Annotated in this window: 13 protein-coding genes; 5 read left to right on the top strand and 8 right to left on the bottom strand. The window is 46.8% G+C overall.

What is annotated here, in order from left to right:
* The first annotated feature begins 20 nt into the window (after positions 1-20).
* The 3 genes from mobV to CGC65_RS08450 all read left to right on the top strand — a co-directional run bounded on the left by mobV (position 21) and on the right by CGC65_RS08450 (position 2,763).
* On the top strand, positions 21-962 hold the full coding sequence (gene mobV, locus CGC65_RS08460) for a MobV family relaxase (RefSeq protein WP_002565858.1): 942 nt from the start codon (positions 21-23) through the stop codon (positions 960-962).
* A 40-nt stretch (positions 963-1,002) separates the two neighbouring features.
* Positions 1,003-1,158 (top strand): hypothetical protein, encoded by a 156-nt coding sequence (locus tag CGC65_RS08455; RefSeq protein WP_002565857.1) that lies wholly within the window; start codon positions 1,003-1,005, stop codon positions 1,156-1,158.
* 93 nt (positions 1,159-1,251) lie between these two features.
* Complete coding sequence (locus CGC65_RS08450) at positions 1,252-2,763, top strand: recombinase family protein (protein WP_002565856.1); 1,512 nt, start codon at positions 1,252-1,254, stop codon at positions 2,761-2,763.
* 291 nt (positions 2,764-3,054) lie between these two features.
* On the opposite strand, the gene CGC65_RS31700 is transcribed toward CGC65_RS08450, so the two are convergent.
* Positions 3,055-7,902 carry a doubled motif LPXTG anchor domain-containing protein gene (locus CGC65_RS31700; RefSeq protein WP_007036865.1) on the bottom strand — a complete coding sequence of 1,616 codons (4,848 nt, stop codon included), beginning with the start codon at positions 7,900-7,902 and terminating at the stop codon, positions 3,055-3,057.
* Positions 7,903-8,329: 427 nt separating this feature from the next.
* Here CGC65_RS31700 and CGC65_RS08440 point away from each other — a divergent pair, with 427 nt between their 5' ends.
* A complete protein-coding gene (locus CGC65_RS08440) occupies positions 8,330-9,475 on the top strand; it encodes an AAA family ATPase (RefSeq protein WP_002569837.1) in 1,146 nt (381 codons plus the stop codon).
* A 176-nt stretch (positions 9,476-9,651) separates the two neighbouring features.
* Here the strand turns inward: CGC65_RS08440 and CGC65_RS08435 are convergent, their stop codons facing one another.
* The 4 genes from CGC65_RS08435 to CGC65_RS08420 all read right to left on the bottom strand — a co-directional run bounded on the left by CGC65_RS08435 (position 9,652) and on the right by CGC65_RS08420 (position 14,267).
* Complete coding sequence (locus CGC65_RS08435) at positions 9,652-10,866, bottom strand: AfsR/SARP family transcriptional regulator (protein WP_002569838.1); 1,215 nt, start codon at positions 10,864-10,866, stop codon at positions 9,652-9,654.
* 71 nt (positions 10,867-10,937) lie between these two features.
* On the bottom strand, positions 10,938-12,263 hold the full coding sequence (locus CGC65_RS08430; protein ID WP_002569839.1) for an MATE family efflux transporter: 1,326 nt from the start codon (positions 12,261-12,263) through the stop codon (positions 10,938-10,940).
* A gap of 131 nt (positions 12,264-12,394) precedes the next feature.
* Complete coding sequence (gene greA / locus CGC65_RS08425; protein WP_002569840.1) at positions 12,395-12,898, bottom strand: transcription elongation factor GreA; 504 nt, start codon at positions 12,896-12,898, stop codon at positions 12,395-12,397.
* A 91-nt stretch (positions 12,899-12,989) separates the two neighbouring features.
* The gene (locus tag CGC65_RS08420; RefSeq protein ID WP_002569841.1) at positions 12,990-14,267 is read right to left on the bottom strand and encodes a hypothetical protein; all 1,278 of its coding nucleotides are present in this window, start codon (positions 14,265-14,267) and stop codon (positions 12,990-12,992) included.
* A gap of 275 nt (positions 14,268-14,542) precedes the next feature.
* On the opposite strand from CGC65_RS08420, the gene CGC65_RS08415 reads away from it, so the two are divergent.
* Positions 14,543-15,052, top strand: coding sequence for a superoxide dismutase family protein (locus CGC65_RS08415; protein ID WP_002569842.1), 510 nt, complete (start codon positions 14,543-14,545; stop codon positions 15,050-15,052).
* A 109-nt stretch (positions 15,053-15,161) separates the two neighbouring features.
* On the opposite strand, the gene CGC65_RS08410 is transcribed toward CGC65_RS08415, so the two are convergent.
* The 3 genes from CGC65_RS08410 to CGC65_RS08400 form a co-directional block, all read right to left on the bottom strand.
* Complete coding sequence (locus CGC65_RS08410; protein ID WP_002569843.1) at positions 15,162-16,145, bottom strand: tRNA dihydrouridine synthase; 984 nt, start codon at positions 16,143-16,145, stop codon at positions 15,162-15,164.
* A gap of 70 nt (positions 16,146-16,215) precedes the next feature.
* Positions 16,216-16,725, bottom strand: coding sequence for a hypothetical protein (locus CGC65_RS08405; protein WP_002569844.1), 510 nt, complete (start codon positions 16,723-16,725; stop codon positions 16,216-16,218).
* Between the two features lie 415 nt (positions 16,726-17,140).
* Positions 17,141-18,151 carry a GGGtGRT protein gene (locus CGC65_RS08400; RefSeq protein ID WP_002569845.1) on the bottom strand — a complete coding sequence of 337 codons (1,011 nt, stop codon included), beginning with the start codon at positions 18,149-18,151 and terminating at the stop codon, positions 17,141-17,143.
* Positions 18,152-18,167: the final 16 nt, after the last annotated feature.

The following is an 18,167-nucleotide window of genomic DNA, read 5'->3' as shown; positions in this document are numbered from 1 at the left end:
GCAAAAGGAGGTTTGATAGATTGCCGCAATACGCAATCCTGCGATTTGCAAAGCACAAGGGCAACCCGGCAAGGCCGCTGGAAGCCCATCACGAAAGGCAGAAAGAAAAGTATGCCAGCAACCCGGACATTGACACGGCGAAAAGCAAGTACAATTTCCATATCGTCAAGCCGGAAGGCAGATACTACCACTTTATCCAAAGCCGCATTGAGCAGGCCGGGTGCAGGACACGCAAGGACAGCACCCGATTTGTCGATACCATCATCACCGCCAGCCCGGAGTTTTTCAAGGGCAAGCCCCCAAAGGAGATACAAGCCTTTTTCCAGCGGGCGGCTGATTTTCTTATCCAGCGGGTAGGCCGGGAAAATATCGTGTCGGCGGTGGTTCACATGGACGAGAAAACGCCCCACTTGCATTTGACCTTTGTGCCGCTGACAAAGGACAACCGCCTGTGCGCCAAAGAGATTTTGGGCAACCGGGCAAGCCTTACGAAGTGGCAGGACGATTTTTACGCCTATATGGTGGAGAAATACCCAAACTTGGAGCGTGGAGAAAGCGCCAGCAAGACGGGCCGCAAGCATATCCCCACCCGGCTATTCAAGCAGGCGGTCAACCTTTCCAAACAGGCAAAGGCCATTGAAAGGGCGTTAGACGGTATCGGCCCGCTAAACGCCGGGAAGAAGAAAGAGGAAGCCCTCTCCATGCTGAAAAAGTGGTTCCCGCAGATGGAGGACTTCTCCGGGCAACTGAAAAAGCACAAGGTCACGATTGCCGACCTGCTGGAAGAAAACAAGAAGCTGGAAGCAAGGGCAAAGGCCAGCGAAAAAGGCAAATTGAAAGACACGATGGAACGGGCGAAGCTGGAAAGCGAATTACATAATATCCAGCGGGTGCTTGACCGTATTCCGCCCGATGTGCTGGCGGAACTGAAACAACAACAGCAGTATGGAAAGGATAGGTGATTTTATAAGCGGTATCAGGTACAGAAAGGAAACAGAGGTCGTGACTTTTCAGGGAAAGGAAATCACGCTGGAAAATCTCTCCCCGGTATTCACCCCGGAACAGGAAGCGGCGAAACGCCGGGAATTGGAGCAGCAGCTTTATGACGTGTTCCGCAAGTACGCCGACAAGCGGCAGGCGGAGGAAGCCGGGGTGTAAGGTTTTCCAAAGGCAACATTGATTTGCGGGGCTGCTGGCGGTATAATAGTACTGTCAGCAGCTCCGTTTCTTTTTGAAGAAAAGGAGCGACAAATGAACAATCGGATAGACGCAATCTATGCAAGACAATCGGTTGACAAGAAGGACAGCATTTCCATTGAAAGCCAGATTGAGTTTTGCAAATACGAACTGAAAGGCGGTAACTGCAAGGAATACACAGACAAGGGGTACAGCGGCAAGAACACAGACCGCCCGAAATTTCAAGAGTTGGTGCGGGACATTAAGCGGGGCTTGATTGCTAAGGTCGTTGTATACAAACTTGACCGTATCAGCCGTTCCATTCTGGACTTTGCCAACATGATGGAACTGTTCCAGCAGTACAACGTGGAGTTTGTGTCCTCCACGGAAAAGTTTGATACCTCCACCCCTATGGGGCGGGCCATGCTGAATATCTGTATCGTGTTTGCCCAGCTTGAACGGGAAACGATACAGAAGCGGGTGACGGACGCTTACTACTCCCGCAGTCAGAGGGGCTTCAAGATGGGCGGAAAAGCCCCCTACGGCTTCCATACGGAGCCTATCAAGATGGAGGGTATCAACACAAAGAAGCTGGTGGTAAACCCGGAGGAAGCGGCCAATATCCGGCTGATGTTTGAGATGTACACAGACCCGGCAACCTCCTATGGGGACATCACCCGGTACTTTGCTGAACAAGGCATTTTGTTTTACGGCAAGGAACTGATACGCCCCACGCTGGCGCAGATGTTACGCAACCCCGTCTATGTGCAGGCAGACCTTGACGTGTACGAGTTTTTCAAAAGTCAGGGGACGGTGCTCGTCAATGACGCCGCTGACTTTACGGGCATGAACGGGTGCTATCTGTATCAGGGGCGGGACGTGAAGCCGGACAAGCTGCACAATCTCAAAGACCAAATGCTGGTGCTTGCTCCCCATGAGGGGATTGTCCCGTCGGAAACATGGCTGGCGTGCCGCAAGAAGCTGATGAACAACATGAAAATCCAGTCCGCCCGGAAAGCCACACACACATGGCTGGCGGGGAAAATCAAGTGCGGGAACTGCGGCTATGCTCTTATGAGTATCGTCAACCGGGTAGGCCGTCAATATCTCCGCTGCACAAAGCGGCTGGATAACAAAAGCTGTGTCGGGTGCGGCAAGATTTACACCGCTGAACTGGAAACGGTAGTCTATCAGCAGATGGTAAAAAAGCTGGAAAGCCACAAGACGCTGACGGGCAGGAAGAAAGCGGCAAAGGCCAATCCGAAAATCGCCGCCCTGCAAGTGGAACTTGCCCATGTGGACGGCGAGATTGAAAAGCTGGTGGACAGCCTGACAGGGGCAAACAACGTCCTGCTCTCTTATGTGAACGTGAAGATAGCGGAACTGGACGGGCGCAAGCAGGAGCTTGTGAAGCGGATAGCGAACTTGACCGTGGAAGCCCTTAGCCCGGAACAGGTCAGCCAGATTTCCGGCTATCTCGACACTTGGGACAGAGTATTCTTTGACGACAAGCGGCGGGTGGTGGATTTGATGATTACCACCGTAGCCGCAACAAGCGAAGCCCTCAACATTACATGGAAAATCTGACGGGCGGCACATCTCCCGTCAGACCGTTACCCTGTGTAGTCCCTTGTAAACTGTACTTTTGTATGAGCTAAACTGTTATTGTCCATTTTTGGACCTCCTGTGCTTTTTTATTTGTGGTTTGCAGACCTACATCTATTTTAGCACAGGAGTTGCTTTTATCTGAAGATATTCCCTCCACCTGCAGAGCAGGTGGTTTATTTTTACTGTGACACAGTAAAAGAACCCCTGGCCATATTGACCAGGGGTTCCTGTTATACTGCTATTTTGTTTTACATTGACTGTAATGGACTGTTATGAATCCTCTTCTTTACGTTTCTTGCTCAACGCTGTTACCGCAACAAAGATTCCTGATAACATCATGGTCAATGTGGTTCTCATAGATGTCTGACCTGTCTTTGGCAGTGGTGCCAACGGCACTTCGCCGTCATCAATTAAGGTTACATCTACTGGTGATTCTGGAAGAGGTGCTAACGGCACATCTTCTGGAGTGATGGTTGTTGTACCCGGGCCAACGGTTGATGGGTTGTAACGTCCGTTGCCTTCGGTGTTGCCGCTGGGGCCTCCGCCACCGCCAGGACCAGTACCGCCACCGCCGTTAAATCTAAATTGTGCGGTAAACGTGGTACTCTGTGTGAACTCTGCAGCTCTAATTTCATCCGCGTTGGCATAACCCGTGCTTCCGTCTGTCCAGTTATTGAATGAATAGCTTCCGAGGCTGGATACTGTTACGTTAGCATCTGGACTTGCAGGTCTCAGTTCCCTATGGTCATTACCATCTTCTCCTGTAACGATTTCATAGACAGTCTTGACTTCAGTTACCCTTCCTGATACTGTTCCGCGATTTGTGTCTTCCGATACATATTGGAACTTAATCTGGTACTTATCAGGTACTCCGTCTGGTTCATTTGGCACTTCTATACCGATTTCATCAACATCAAAGTATGCGATGAAAGTGGTATTTACCAGATAGGTATTTGACTTCATCTTTGACATGTCAGGAGTGTAGTCATTAATTTCGCTATCGGTCCAGTAGTCAAATGCATATTTATTATCTGCATTTACAATTATGTTGGCCTTTGGACTTGTAGGTGTAGGTTTAATATAGTTGCCATCATTATCTTTGAATGTATGAACTTCCTCTGCATCACCGTCTACGCTACCATTTCCTGCACTTACATAAGTGAATATAATCTGGTACTTATCCGGGATTTCATCCCCATTATCATCTAATGCATAATAAACATTAATAACATTCTTTGATATATCAGTCCCGATTGTCAGAGGCAAATTCTCTACATAATCAAGTGCATACTTTGTTCTCAGCTTTTCTTTATAAGTCGTTACCTGGCTTTCAAATTCTCCGATGCCTGACTCCAAAGCCTGCACATCCTCTATTCCATCATAGAAGTAATGCACACTGTAACTGAAAGTATCCTTGCTGTATACCACGTTTACGACGTCTCCGCCGTCCGCGCTGATATTCGTCGCTCCGCTCCTGGTTCCGGGTACTACATAACCCGCTGGGGCAAACTTGCTTAAATCAGCCGGTATAGCATCTCCAACAGCACCCGTTCCCTCAACTTTTCCAAGAAAATTATTGGCGCTTGTGCTGTCCTTGTAATAGTTCACCGTATATTCATGGGAGATACTCCTATAATACAATTTTAATACAGTATTATTATCACTAACTTCTGCGCTCAAATACTCATAATTTAATGCATATTCTTTAAGACTTGATATGCTTCTTAAATCGGTATATATGGTATATGTTTCACCATAATACCCTTCTATCTGTGTCTTCAGCAACCATCCATTTCGGACATATCCGGCAAAATCAGTTCCTTCTTTCGTAAGTACACCTAACGTAGAACTATCCATTACTCCCGTCAAAGGCTGACCATCTTCGGTTAAATACTGTATCTGTAAGTTCGCTTCATTCGGTTTAATATATATTCTTACTGTTACCGTCTGCGATGAATTAGACCATCCAACGCTGAATCCATTTTCCCAATCAATTTCAACATTGTCGACAGTTACCTTAGAAACAGAATATGCATTATCCAAATTAGGAGTAATATATATACCACTTACTCCCGGATGTTGATCATGATAACTTGTCGACGAAGAACCCATAATATTTCCGCTTAGTTCATCAATAAGCTCATATTTAATTTTTCTTGTATTACCACCAGTATTAGCCCACCAGTCGGAAACGGCAATTTCAACCTGCTTCGCCAATTCAGTTCTCTGTAAGTAATAAAAAACTAACTGATCAGTTGCGGCAAAGTTTTTCCAACTTCCAGAAGATGTATAATATTGAACATTTTCGTTAAAGAACCTTAACTTTTCAATTCTCTGCCCATCATTTACACGGTTAACGCCTGCACCATTGGTTTGATGATTGTTTGTCGGAAGTACTCTTGCATGCCAAAAAATAAGTTCATCGTTTCCCCTATTCCCTGTAGCTGGGGCCATCTCGTCTACTGAGACACCACCATCTCCATACTGATTGAGGTCTGCACTACTAATATTCTTTGACTGTCGTCCATCCGAACCTGTTACTTCCTGGTTGGTAATCCAATACTCTGCATTAATACCAGATGAACCAGCCACTATTATTGTATAAGAATATTCTTGCCAATAACCACTATCTGCCTTTACCGTGGCTGTTCCTGGCACAAGTCCAACTATCTCAATACTACTCCTATTCCGAGCATTGCCACTCGCAAATTTAATAACATCGAAACCTGAAGTAACACTCCAATCTGCATTTAACGGCCTATTTCTACTATCCTCATTATAAAGAGTCAACTTTCCACCAACAGCAATCGTAACCGACTTAAGCTGTTTATTACCACTAACCACTGCATAAATAGTAAAATGTTCTGCCTCAAAAGAAATCTCGCCAACCGTCTGTTCTCCTTGAACATCTACCGTTTCGCTTACAGTCTCAACCTTTACGATATCTTCTGGAGCAAATTCACTTTCCTGGCTGGCTGCCTTTTCTTTCTCTTCCTTATTAGCATCCTGCACTGTTTCAACACATACAACCTCAACAACATCAGCCTCTGCACTCTGTTCTATAATCGGTTTACCTGTGAATGTCACATTTACAAGACGACTTCCACTCCACATCTCAGCATCAAGAAGTTTATCTCCAAGCCACAGATTAATATCATAAGCCATAACTGAAGATACATTCTTTTCCGTATCAGCACTAAGAATCTCCTGAACAGCTGCTTCTACATTATTATTGACACGTACAGCTGTAGCTTTTACTCCTGCTGGCAGCACTCCTTCTTCTGCCATTATGTGGATAACCATTCCGTCATCCATTACAAGTTCTGCATCAAAAGCCGGATGTACGTCAGTTTCCACTGTATAGACTTCAACTTCCTGCTCTTCATATATGTCAGAAACAGTATACCATGCCGTCTGCGAACCATCCTCATTATCTGCTACCGAGTCAGCTACCAAAGCTTCTCCATTAGCCGTAACACTCTCAACTGCAAATCCAATCTGGTTCTTAACCCCAAAGGTTAAACTCTCACCTTCCGCCACACCCCTGGCGCCATCCACAATACGTGCGCTGGCTCCCGGATTAATGGAATAAGTAATCTTGTAACCATCAAAGTCATCCAAAGCCTTCAGCTGATTAATCGTAGTTGTATAAACCTTTGCAGTACTGCAATATCCCATACCAACCAAATCAGTTGTCGATGCCTTATTAACTGTATCCTCCGGCTGAACCTCAGGTTTTGTAACTTCAGAAGGAGTTCCTACCTGAACCGCTTCGGTTGCAGCTGGTGTCTCTGTTGCCTCTGTGGTAGTCTCAGGAGCCGTAGTCTCATCACCCTCAGACGGAACAGTTGTAGTTCCCTCTGTGGTCGTTTCACTCGGGTCTGTGCTCTCGCCTGTCTCGCCGGATGTCTCATCCGGTGCAGCCGTTGTGGATTCTTCCGTATTTCCTTCCTGGGCTTCCGTAGTGCTTTCTGTCTCTGCCGGGGTTGGCGCCTCTGTCTCTTTCTCCGTCGGAGCCTCTGTTTCCTTAACAGGTTCTTCCTTTTCTTCCGGCTCAGCCTCAGGTTCCTTTGCCTCCTCGGCTTTCGGAGCGTCCTCAGCATTGCCTTCCTCATTATCAGCAACTACCGGTGCGTAATGGCGGATAATAGATGCCACCGGCTCGCCGGACACTTCTTCCGGTTCAACTGCTGCTTCCGGTTCAGGAGCTTCTGTTTCTTTTGTTTCTGCTTCTGTAGCTTCTTGAGCTTTTTCCTCAGTGGCTTCCGGGGCTGTGATTGCTTCTTCTGTAGTCGCTTCCTCGGTCGGAGCCACTTCTGAAGATGTCTCAGTCTCACCCTCTGTCGGAGCTGTACTGCCCTCTTCCGGAGCAGTTGTCTGTTCCTCTGTCGGTGCATCTGTAGACTCATTCTCACCCGGAGCAACTGTGGTTGTATCATCTACGGTTCCTTCATCCGTTGGTGCTGTTGTATCAGGAGCAGTGGTTTCCTCAGTTCCTGGTCCGTTTACATCTTCCGGTGCGGGAGCTGTCGTCTCTTCTGCCGGCTTGGAAATGTAGTTAATCTCTTCATCGCCATATGCCGCCTCGAAGCTCTTTACAGTAATCCTCTTGGTCTTTTTGACCTTCTCTACACCATCCTCCATCCTGGTGATGTTGGTGGAGCAGCTGATCGTATCTTCCCCGTTATTCACATATAAGAAGATAATCTCCTCATCGCCGGTCACCATATACATGTCATCGGCATCTTCCGGCAAACGTACGAATACTCTCAGTTCAGCATCCATACTGCCGCCGTCCGGGTCAGGGAATACTTCTAATACTTTCCCCTCTCCGTAGAACAAACTCTCAAATTTAGCAATGTCTCCATTGGTAAAGTCGAGATCGCCCGGTGATATTACATTGCCGTTTTCGATTGCTTCTTCGATCGCTGTCACCAATTGGGAACCAGTCATTTCGAATGTGACAGACTCTGACGACGATGTAGCCGCATAAGCTGCGTTCAGGTCCGCACCTACATTGGTGCATACCATGGCTGCCGCTAACGCGAAGGCCACCAGACGTTTCCGCATGTTATAAACTGATTTCTTTAACATGCCAGACCTTTTTCGTCCTTCCATACTTACACTCCTCTCATACTTTTTCTTTCTACATGATTCCAGATAAATCCAACTGTCTGAAACTAGTATAGCAAATCGCAGTTACAATCTGGTTACAATTTAAGAAAGTTTAAAATTTTTCTTAAATTAATTATGTAATTATAGATTCCCTCGCTATAATCATAGCAAAGAGGGCGTTATACAAAGCGTTATTTACCCCTGTTTTTTCGTTACTTTTTATTTATATCATTGAAATTCTATCTGTTTTTTATAACTTTTCCATCCACTTATATCCATACTTTTCCAATTACAAAACGTTGAAGGCAATCTCAATCAATGAGAAAAAACCTCATTTCTAATTGTAATATCACCAATGTTATGGTAAAATGGTTTTAGATACAAATGACACATATTTTTGAGTTTTTTTCTCACAAATTGAGGTGCTATCATGCTAATCCAGTTCAGTTTTAAAAATTTCAAAGTATTCAAGGAGGAAGTTTTGTTGGATTTCCTACCTGCCTCCATTAATGAACATAAAAACACGCTTCTGAAGGACCCGGCTGACGGAGAATGCATCCTTCCCCTTATCGGAATCTATGGTCCCAACAGCGGAGGCAAGTCCACGGTCCTCAACGCTTTATCCTGTCTCTCATCCCTGGTCACAGCATCTGTAACCGTACCAACCAGAATTAAAGATGTTCATTGTCTGTTTTCATCAGACTGCAAAGACATCCCCACCCAGTTTGACGTGTTATTCCGCAGCCAGGGATTTCTGTTCCGCTATCAGCTCCAGTTCTTAAAGGGAAACATTGCTGAGGAGAATCTGTTCTATGGAAGTCTGGGCGGAAGTGATACGGGTATTCTTTTTAATAGGAAGGAATCCGTCATCCATCCTGGGCGTGAACTCATCTCCTTCCCCCTTAAGGCCGTACCTCCATCAGTAACTTTGCTGTCATGGCTCAATGCCTATACGGACTCCATGCACGCCAAAGCCGCCTATTCCTGGTTCAGCAGAATACAGGGCAGCAGTCCCAGAGAACTGCCTTCCGATGCCGATACACGCCGGAGGCTGTGCGGTATTCTGCAGGATTTGGGACTTGATATAGCAGATTACAGCATCATACCAGACTCTGACCACAAATCTCCTGCTGCAATCCTGGTTCACAGTCCTTATGAAGGCTGTACCTATGAACTTCCATGGGAAGAGGAATCCATGGGCACTAAAAAACTGCTCTCACTGCTGCCCTCAATTCTGACCAGCCTGGATGACGGCAGCCTGATGATGGCAGATGACCTGGACTGTATTCTGCATCCTCACGCGCTCCGTTACCTGATCGCCCTCTATGCCAATCGTGAGAGAAATCCTCATAATGCGCAGTTGCTATTCACCGCCCACAATACTGCCATTCTTCAGCCAGCACAGATGCGCAGGGATGAAATCTGGCTTTGCTGCCGCCAGGAGGGGCAGGATACGGAATTATACCCTCTGTCCAGTTACAAAAAAGAAAACGGCCTCATCCCGCGTAATGATGAAGCCTACGGCAAGCAGTATCTGGAAGGTCGTTACGGGGCCATGCCCAATATACATGCCTAGCGGATTGATTATATGGTTCAGATATACAGATACCATATGCCTTCTGTATCATAAAGAAAGCCGCCGCAGATTCATTTCTGCGACGGCATATTTAATACAAGCTTCACTCTTCTATTGTAATCTTTCTCTGCAAACATTCTATAATAGGCTTCTCTTATAAACTTCTCCTCATTTCTCTATATCAGGCTCTCCGGCATCACCTGGTAATTAAGCTTCACCTTCCTGCCCCCATCCCAAAGATGCAGGTTCCTGTCAATCCGCTCATAAATCCGCAGGCAATACTCATTGGACGTGCCGTTTAGCATAACCAGATATTGGCTGGGATTATAACAGGTAAATAAATCCCCTTTCCTGAGGGACTTTCCGATGGCATCGTGGAGCTTCTCTGACGCGGTTTTTAAAAGCTCTCCGCCTGTATCCAGAGGCTTCCCCTTAGAATCCAGCAAAGTACAGCACAGCAGTACACTGGAAAAATCCACCCGCTCCGCCATACGGGCCAAAAGCCGGTAACAGTCGATAAAGGCCGGGTACGCACAGTAATAAGGCCCGTTAATCCTGTCCCTCTCATGAAGACTGTCTCTTATATCCTTTAGCGTATCGGATGTATAACGAATCTGTCCGCTCATGATACGGAACCGTTCCAGCATCTTCTCGGAAGGAGGCAGTCCCTGTTCCTCAAAATACTGTGAAACAGCTGTATCGTATACCTGCATGGCCTCCTTGAACCGCTTCATGGCAATGAGACAGTCAATTTTCATAATCTGGCATTCCTCATATGGATACAGCTCGCAGGCATAATTACATATCTCCAGAAGTCCGTTGTATTCCCGGTTTTTCTTCATGAGACTGCTGGCAACCCGCAGACAGCTGAAATAAAGCTCCTGATAGCGGACTCCCACCACTGATACCCATTTCTCACCTGCAAGCTGGGCCAGAAATTCCCCCTGATACAGACTACAGGCCCGTTTCAAGAGTGCCTCATCATGGTTGCGCAGGGCCACCTTTGCCGTATTCTCAAAATCCCTGGCATCAATGTACACCGGCAGTTCCCCGCCATCCCATCTGTAGATTCCTCCGTCTGTGCGGATATATTCCCGTGGCGGCAGCTCACTACCCTCCAAAAGTTTGCGGAGCCGGAATACCGTAGCCCGTAAACTCCCCGAAGGATTGGAGCATTCACCATTTCCGTAAAGCATATCCAGAAGCTCCTCCCTGTGTACGCCCTCCTCACCCGAATAAAGCAATATAAGAACCAGCTGCAGTACCTTTCCCGAAGGCCCTCCGGGAATCTGCAGGGGCTTTCTGTTATATTCCAGCATGATGCTTCCCATCATAAAAACGGTCAGGCCTTCCCTGTCTCTGGCCGGATAATATGTACCTTCCTCCTTCATTTGTATCCCCCTTGTGGCAAAGCGTTATTTAATATATAACACATTTTACTACAGATTCTTTTATTTTTCCATTATTTATCCTTCATAAACCAAAAATAGTAAGGAACCTCCACCAAAAGCATGACACTCCAGCCTATGGCACAGGCATATGCAACCCCCAAAAGTCCGATTCCAGGCGTCAGCAGGTATACAAATACCACTCGCAGGCTGGTCTGGACAAAGGTTCCCAACAGTGTGACGCTCATGTTTCCCATTCCCCTGAAAAATCCCTGAATCCCATTGGTAAATGCTGGAAACACATAAAATAACGCCATCAGTCCCAGATAACTGCTGCCCAATGCCACAATTCCTTCATTTCCCGCCGTTACAAACAGCCCCATAAGCGGCCTTCTGAATAATGTGATGGTTATGCAGATAAACACCCAGTAACATGCTTCCAGCATAAGGCCTCTCCTGAATCCCTTCCTGATGCGTTCCTTCCTGCCCGCCCCTCTGTTCTGCGCCACAAATGTGGTAATTCCATGTGAAATGCTCTGCTCAGGGGTAAAGGCATAGTCATCAATACGATTGACCGCGTTGAAGGCCGCAATCATATCCACGCCCAGCGGATTGACAGCACCCTGAATCAACAGCTTTCCGATGGGCTGGCAGGATTGCTGCAAGGCTGTAATACTGCCGTAACGCAGTGTCTGCCTGAGAAGCTGCCTGTCCATGGTGAACTCTCCCCGTCTCAACTGCAGCATGGGAATTTTTCTGTATACATATGTTATGCAGAGAACAGCTGAGGCCGCCTCCGCCACTACCGTGGTAACAGCTGAGCATACGATGCCAAATCCCAGCCCCCCAATAAAAATCAGATCCAAAACCGCGTTTAATATAGAAGAAAAAGCTAAAAACTTAAGTGGTGTTTTGGAATCACCCACACTTTTAAGGGCAGCCGATACCGCGTTATAAAAGTAAGTAAACGGCGCTCCAAGAAAAATAACAGACAGGTAAGAAGCCGCCTTGCCCAGTATCTCATCCGGCACTCCCAGTGCTCCCAGCAGAGACTTTGAGAAAATTCCACCAAGTATGGCTATTATCACCGAAAAATAGCAGCCGAATATGACTGTTGTAGACATTTCCCGTTTCAGTTTTTCTTTCTGGCCTGCTCCATAGAACTCACTCATCAGCACAGACGCACCCATACAGATACCCGATATGCCGAGTATGACAATATTCATCACCGGACTGGCCGTACCTTCCGCTGCCAGCGCTTCCTTTCCTATGAATCTGCCGGCGATGATGGAATCCACTGCATTGTAGGTGAGCTGGAACATATTTCCCAGAATCAGGGGAATGGAATAGTCCACCAGATGTTTTGTAATGCTGCCTTCTGTCATGTTAACTGCCGCCATATGGTACTCCTTCTGACACTCATTTTATGTAAATACACTTACCGCCCAAAAGGCCCGGCAAGACCTTCCGAATCTTTTCAACCTTCTGCCGGGCCTGAATCTATAAAGAATGGAGCGATAATGATATTCTGTTAATAACTGCGCAGCTTATCTTCATCATCTTCCGTGGTCTTATCAATGGAGCGAATCTCCACATCATATCCAAAATGATCGTCTACCTTCACATAAACCTTATCCCCCATCTTGCGGCCTCTTATGGCCTTGCCCAGGGGCGAATCAATACTGATTAATCCCTGAAGGGAATTACCTCTGACAGTAGTTACAAGTTTATAACGTTCCGTCTCATCATCATCAGGAATATAGACCTCCACTGTATCTCCCAGGCCCACTTCGCCTTCCCTGGAATTATTGGATATAATTCTGGCGGTTTTTATCATTTTCTCCAGATAGCGAATCCTGCTCTCATTCCTGTTCTTATCCTGCTTGGCTGCCTTATATTCAAAATTCTCACTTAAATCCCCATGGGCCCTGGCTTCCTTCACTGCCTCCAGGGCTTCCCTGCGTACCACTAATTTGCGGTATTCTATTTCTTCCTGCATTTTCTTTATGTCATTGGCTGTCAGATTATCATACATCCTATTGTTCTAAGTCCTTTCTTTTCCGGTACCGCCGGAATCATTTTTAAAAATTCTCTCTCCGCCATGCTGTTAAGCCTTGCCTTGGGGACTACGGATATTTCCGGAGCTGTCCGCCGGCGCTTAAGTCATACACATTTCCGGGAGCCAGGTTTCCATAATCCACATGGGCAATATATGGATTGGCCTTATTATAATAAGCGGCAAAAATGCGCTCCACATCCTGGTTTGCCGTGGTCTTAAAACACCGGTCCACCATCGTCTGGGGCATCAGCCCTGTCACGGACAAGTCCACCTTATACCAATTGCCTCCTGCTTCCACGTAAACAAACATGTGGTCCTTATCATTATCATCCGGCGCACAGAAGCAGTTAAGGCCCATGGACCTGGCAAGCATCTGGTATGCCACGGAAATGCCTTCGCAGACAGCCTTATGATTCACCAGGCAGCCATAGGCTGTGAAGGACAGGTCTCCGGAAGTGTCCTCCCCGTTCACAAACCGGTTATACAATCCTGTATCATAGGTGCAGCCCGAGGCAATGTAAAGAGCCGCATGCTTTGCCCGTTCCAGTTCACTGACATCTCTCCACCGGTAGCTGTTCAGATAATCACGGATCACCAGGGCCAGTGCATTGCGCCGCTGTTTATAGATATCGCTTCCCACATTTTCCTGATACAGGGCCACCTGGCCCAGCACCAGAAGGCTGTCGCCGTCCACAGCCATTTCCCCTGTTCCTATCTGGTCGCTTTCCCCGTACAATGCCTTGCACAAATCATCGGAAAGCCCAAAATAATTGTACAGCCCATAATTATAATCCTGGCGCAGGCGCCTTTCCATCACAGGTTCACCCTTTGCATTCCATCCCATGATAACGTCCACATATTGAAGCCCGGCCTGGTCCAGGTAGTCCTTCAGAGGGTAATTGGCATCATAGGATGCTTCCCATCCTCCAACTGTCCACGCTCCGTCCGGTCCCACCTGGTACCCGTCCGGCGTGACTGTGTCCGTCAGCATCCTGCCGTTTGCGTCAAAATAATACCATTTTCCATCTGTACTCTGCATCCATCCCCTGGCATAGGAACCGTCGTCTTTCTGGTATCTCCATGATCCGTCCGCCTGGGACCAGGCTCCCGCATACACAGGAGTGGTTAATAAAAAGGCTGCGGCGGATGCCGCTGCCAGCAGCCGTATCATTGACCGGCCTATATTTGAGTGCTTTATGCCCGGTTGTTTCATACCGGGTTCCATCATACCAGATTTCTTCATACCGGGTTTCTTCATACCAGGTTTCTCCATACCCGGGTTCTCCATACCCGGTTTCTCCGCTCCCTTCATGTCTGCCTGCCTCCTGCTGAATCGTCTTACCATAATCTGTCTCCTGCTTTTATAAATTATTTATTTTCCCTTTAGTTTCTTTATTGATTCTTTAGCGTGTGCTCAAACTTTGGCCACATTTTCCCTGTATAGTAATACTTGTAAGGCGATAGACCTTTTACTATACAGGAAAACACTTTTTCATACCTATGACCGGCAGCTCCCCTTCTGCCGGTCCCCTCCAAATGAAAGATAAGTTTACCGATTCAGGTAAACTTATTTTTTTATGCGCATATGCTATAAAGAAATCATTTTTACAGGAGACCATTATGGCCAACCAATCCGTCACTCCTGCTGACATCTTTGCTGATTTGCTGCGCTTTCGGGCCCCTGCCGCCATTGCCTGGGTCAGAGGCGGGGATGCCGCGCCTAACTTAAGCGGCCTGGTAAAATTCTACCAGACTCCTTACAGTGGTGTGCTGGTGGAAGCCGAAATCTTCAATCTGCCCAACAAACAGGAACCCGGCTCCACAGACTTTTATGCCATGCACATCCACCAGAACGGTGATTGCTCTGATGACTTCACCAAAACAGGGGACCACTACAATCCGTCCGGCGAACCTCATCCGGACCACGCAGGCGACCTGCTTCCCCTTCTTGGAAACGAAGGTTATGCCTGGCTTTCCTTCTATGACAAGCGCTTCTCCACAGATGACATTATCGGCAGGTCCATCGTCATTCACAGTCATGCCGACGACTTTACATCCCAGCCCTCCGGAAACTCCGGGACCAAAATCGGATGTGGTGTCATTGAAAAAGCGGATTATCTAAAAGTATAGCACAATGGCAGGAAAATATCATCCCCGCAGTTTTCACAAAAACATCCGGGATAAACATTCAGGAAATACGGCAGAACAAATTAAAAGCAGAAAGTACCGGATACCGCCATTAATACGTGCGGAATCCGGCACCCTCCAGGATATCCAGGTCCCGGAATACAGCAGCTGCCGCTGTCTCGTACTCTTCCAGTCTCTGGGATTTCTTTATTCTCTTAATATATTTTCCATTGTCAGAAAAGATTTGAATCATACAGGCCCACAATTCCTTCATTTTAAACAGGACGTTTCTGTCTCCGGACATGATTTGGCGGTAGCCCTCGTATATCATCTGGTGGAATCGCTTTAAGGTTTCTTTGTCAGTTCCCGGACCACCGGAATTCCTCCCTGCCGCAATCCTGTCCAGCAGTCCGGGATTGGATATGATCCCGCGGCCCAGCATTACTCTATCCAATTCCGGATAATCTCCGCATAATGTCTCATAGTCAGATATAGTAAATATATCCCCATTATAGCACACCGGTGACCGGCTGCCGTCAAACCCGCCGCGAAATGCCGGCATATTTGGGGTATTCTTATAATAATCCGTGCGGACTCTGGGATGAAGGATTAATTCCTTCAGCGGATACCGGTTATAAATTTCTAAAAGTCCCGTGAATTCATCCGGCGATATCAGCCCCAGCCTGGTTTTCACAGACACCTCCATGCCCATCTCATCCATCTTCCCGCACACCTCGTCCAGAAACCGATCCAGGCTGTCCGGCCGCCCCAGGAAACCGGCCCCCTTGTGTTTGGATACCACGGTGCCTGATGGACAGCCCAGATTCAGGTTTATCTCAGAATATCCGTACTCCTGTAATTCCTTGGCTGTCTGTATAAAATCCCCTGCCTGATTTGTGAGTATCTGCGGGACAACGTACATACCCTGGTTGTGTTCCGGCAGGATGTCGTTTAACTCCCTGAAGCTTAGTTTGCTGTTGGCCTTTGGAGACAGGAATGGGGTGAAGTACTTGTCCATGGCATGATAGCAGGCATGGTATGCATTGCGGTATATATAGCCGGTAAGGCCTTCCATGGGCGCTAAATAATATTTCATAGACGGATTATCCCTCTCATTCATTTTTATTGCTGTTCTCTATTTTGTAAATCATTTTCCGTAGAACCTGTTAAATCCATTTTAACTCCATACCTTCCCTGCAAAATATGATTTGGAGACCAAACAAATATTGATATCTTTCTGAGTGTAAAAATTGCATTATCTTTTCTCTATCATTCTGAATAGCCTCTTCACTTGACCACCAACCTTTACATTCAATAATCAAAATATTATTTTCGTTATTTCCCCGTTTATGTAAAATCAAATCCGGATAACAGCCATTAGGCCAGCCTGGCAGCCGCTTAATCATATCAATATCCCGATTATATTCCGCATCTAAATCATATTTTTTTAGAAAGCTGTTTGATTCTATATATTTATTTAAGTATGTACCAAATCTAAAACAAATACTGCGTTCATGGGCATGGACATCTAAGTATGTCTTATCACTAATCAGACTGCTATCCACTAAATATAACTCATTTCCAGCTTTTTTTAGGCACTTGATAATTTCTTCTTTCAACTTTTCCTTAAAATCTATTTTATATATTTCTCTGTGGTCCTCACCGTATTCACACATAATTTCCTCATTTCTAACGGCAGGTATCGTTAGCCGCTGTATCTGCAAACAGCTGGACAGAGATAAATAGCCAGCAACCAGCCTAAGTTACTCCTCTTCAAAAACAGAACCCCCAGGAAGCTGCAACTCCCTGAGGGTTCGTCTGTGCATCATTGGAACACATTCGCTTTTCTCTGCTGTGATTATATTACGCCATATAATTAAAAATGTCAATATGCTGTTGACTCTTTCCAGCAGGAAGGAGGTGCTCACATGGACAACATAATAGCTTTCCTTATCTCAGTCTTGGCAGGTATCGTTGGCCACTTTATCTGCAAATAGCTAGACCGGAATAAATAGCAACAGCTAGCCTAGGTTATCCCAACCACCAAGTATTTCCTATATCTTCAAAAAGCCTTATTCCGTAAGCGTTATATTAGAATTTCCCAGCTTTAGAGGCTTCTTCGATGCTAACCGCAATCGCCACCGTCATACCAACCATTGGGTTATTGCCGGCACCGATAAGACCCATCATCTCTACGTGTGCAGGCACGGAAGAGGAACCGGCGAACTGAGCATCTGAATGCATACGTCCCATTGTGTCAGTCATACCGTAGGAAGCAGGACCGGCTGCCATGTTGTCAGGATGCAGGGTACGGCCTGTACCGCCGCCGGATGCCACGGAGAAATACTTTTTGCCCTTCTCTACGCATTCCTTCTTATAGGTTCCTGCAACCGGGTGCTGGAATCTGGTTGGGTTGGTGGAGTTACCGGTAATGGAAACATCCACGCCTTCCTTCCACATGATAGCAACGCCTTCTGTTACGTCGTTAGCGCCGTAGCAGTTAACCTTTGCGCGAAGTCCCTCGGAGTAAGACTTTCTCCACAGCTCCTTAACCTCGCCTGTATAGTAATCCATCTCTGTCTCTACATAGGTAAATCCATTGATTCTGGAGATAATCTGTGCAGCGTCCTTTCCTAAACCGTTCAGGATAACACGCAGTGGTTTCTGACGAACCTTGTTTGCCTTCTCAGCGATACCGATAGCGCCCTCAGCAGCAGCAAAGGACTCATGGCCTGCCAGGAAGCAGAAGCAGTCGGTCTCTTCTTCCAGAAGCATCTTGCCCAGGTTGCCGTGTCCTAAACCAACCTTACGCTGGTCAGCAACAGAACCTGGAATACAGAATGACTGAAGGCCCTCGCCGATAGCTGCTGCCGCGTCTGCAGCCCTTCTGCAGTCCTTCTTAATAGCAATAGCAGCACCTACTATGTATGCCCAGCAAGCGTTCTCAAAGCAGATTGGCTGGATTTTCTTAACCTGATCATATACGTCCAGGCCTGCATCTTTCGTAATCTTCTCAGCTTCTTCAATGGAAGCAATGCCATAGCTGTTTAATACAGAATTGATTTTGTCAATTCTTCTCTCATATGATTCAAATAATGCCATCTTCTTATTCCTCCTA

This window comes from Enterocloster bolteae (assembly GCF_002234575.2).
GTDB classification, from domain to species: Bacteria; Bacillota; Clostridia; order Lachnospirales; family Lachnospiraceae; genus Enterocloster; species Enterocloster bolteae.
This window is presented reverse-complemented; position numbering and strand designations above follow the sequence as displayed.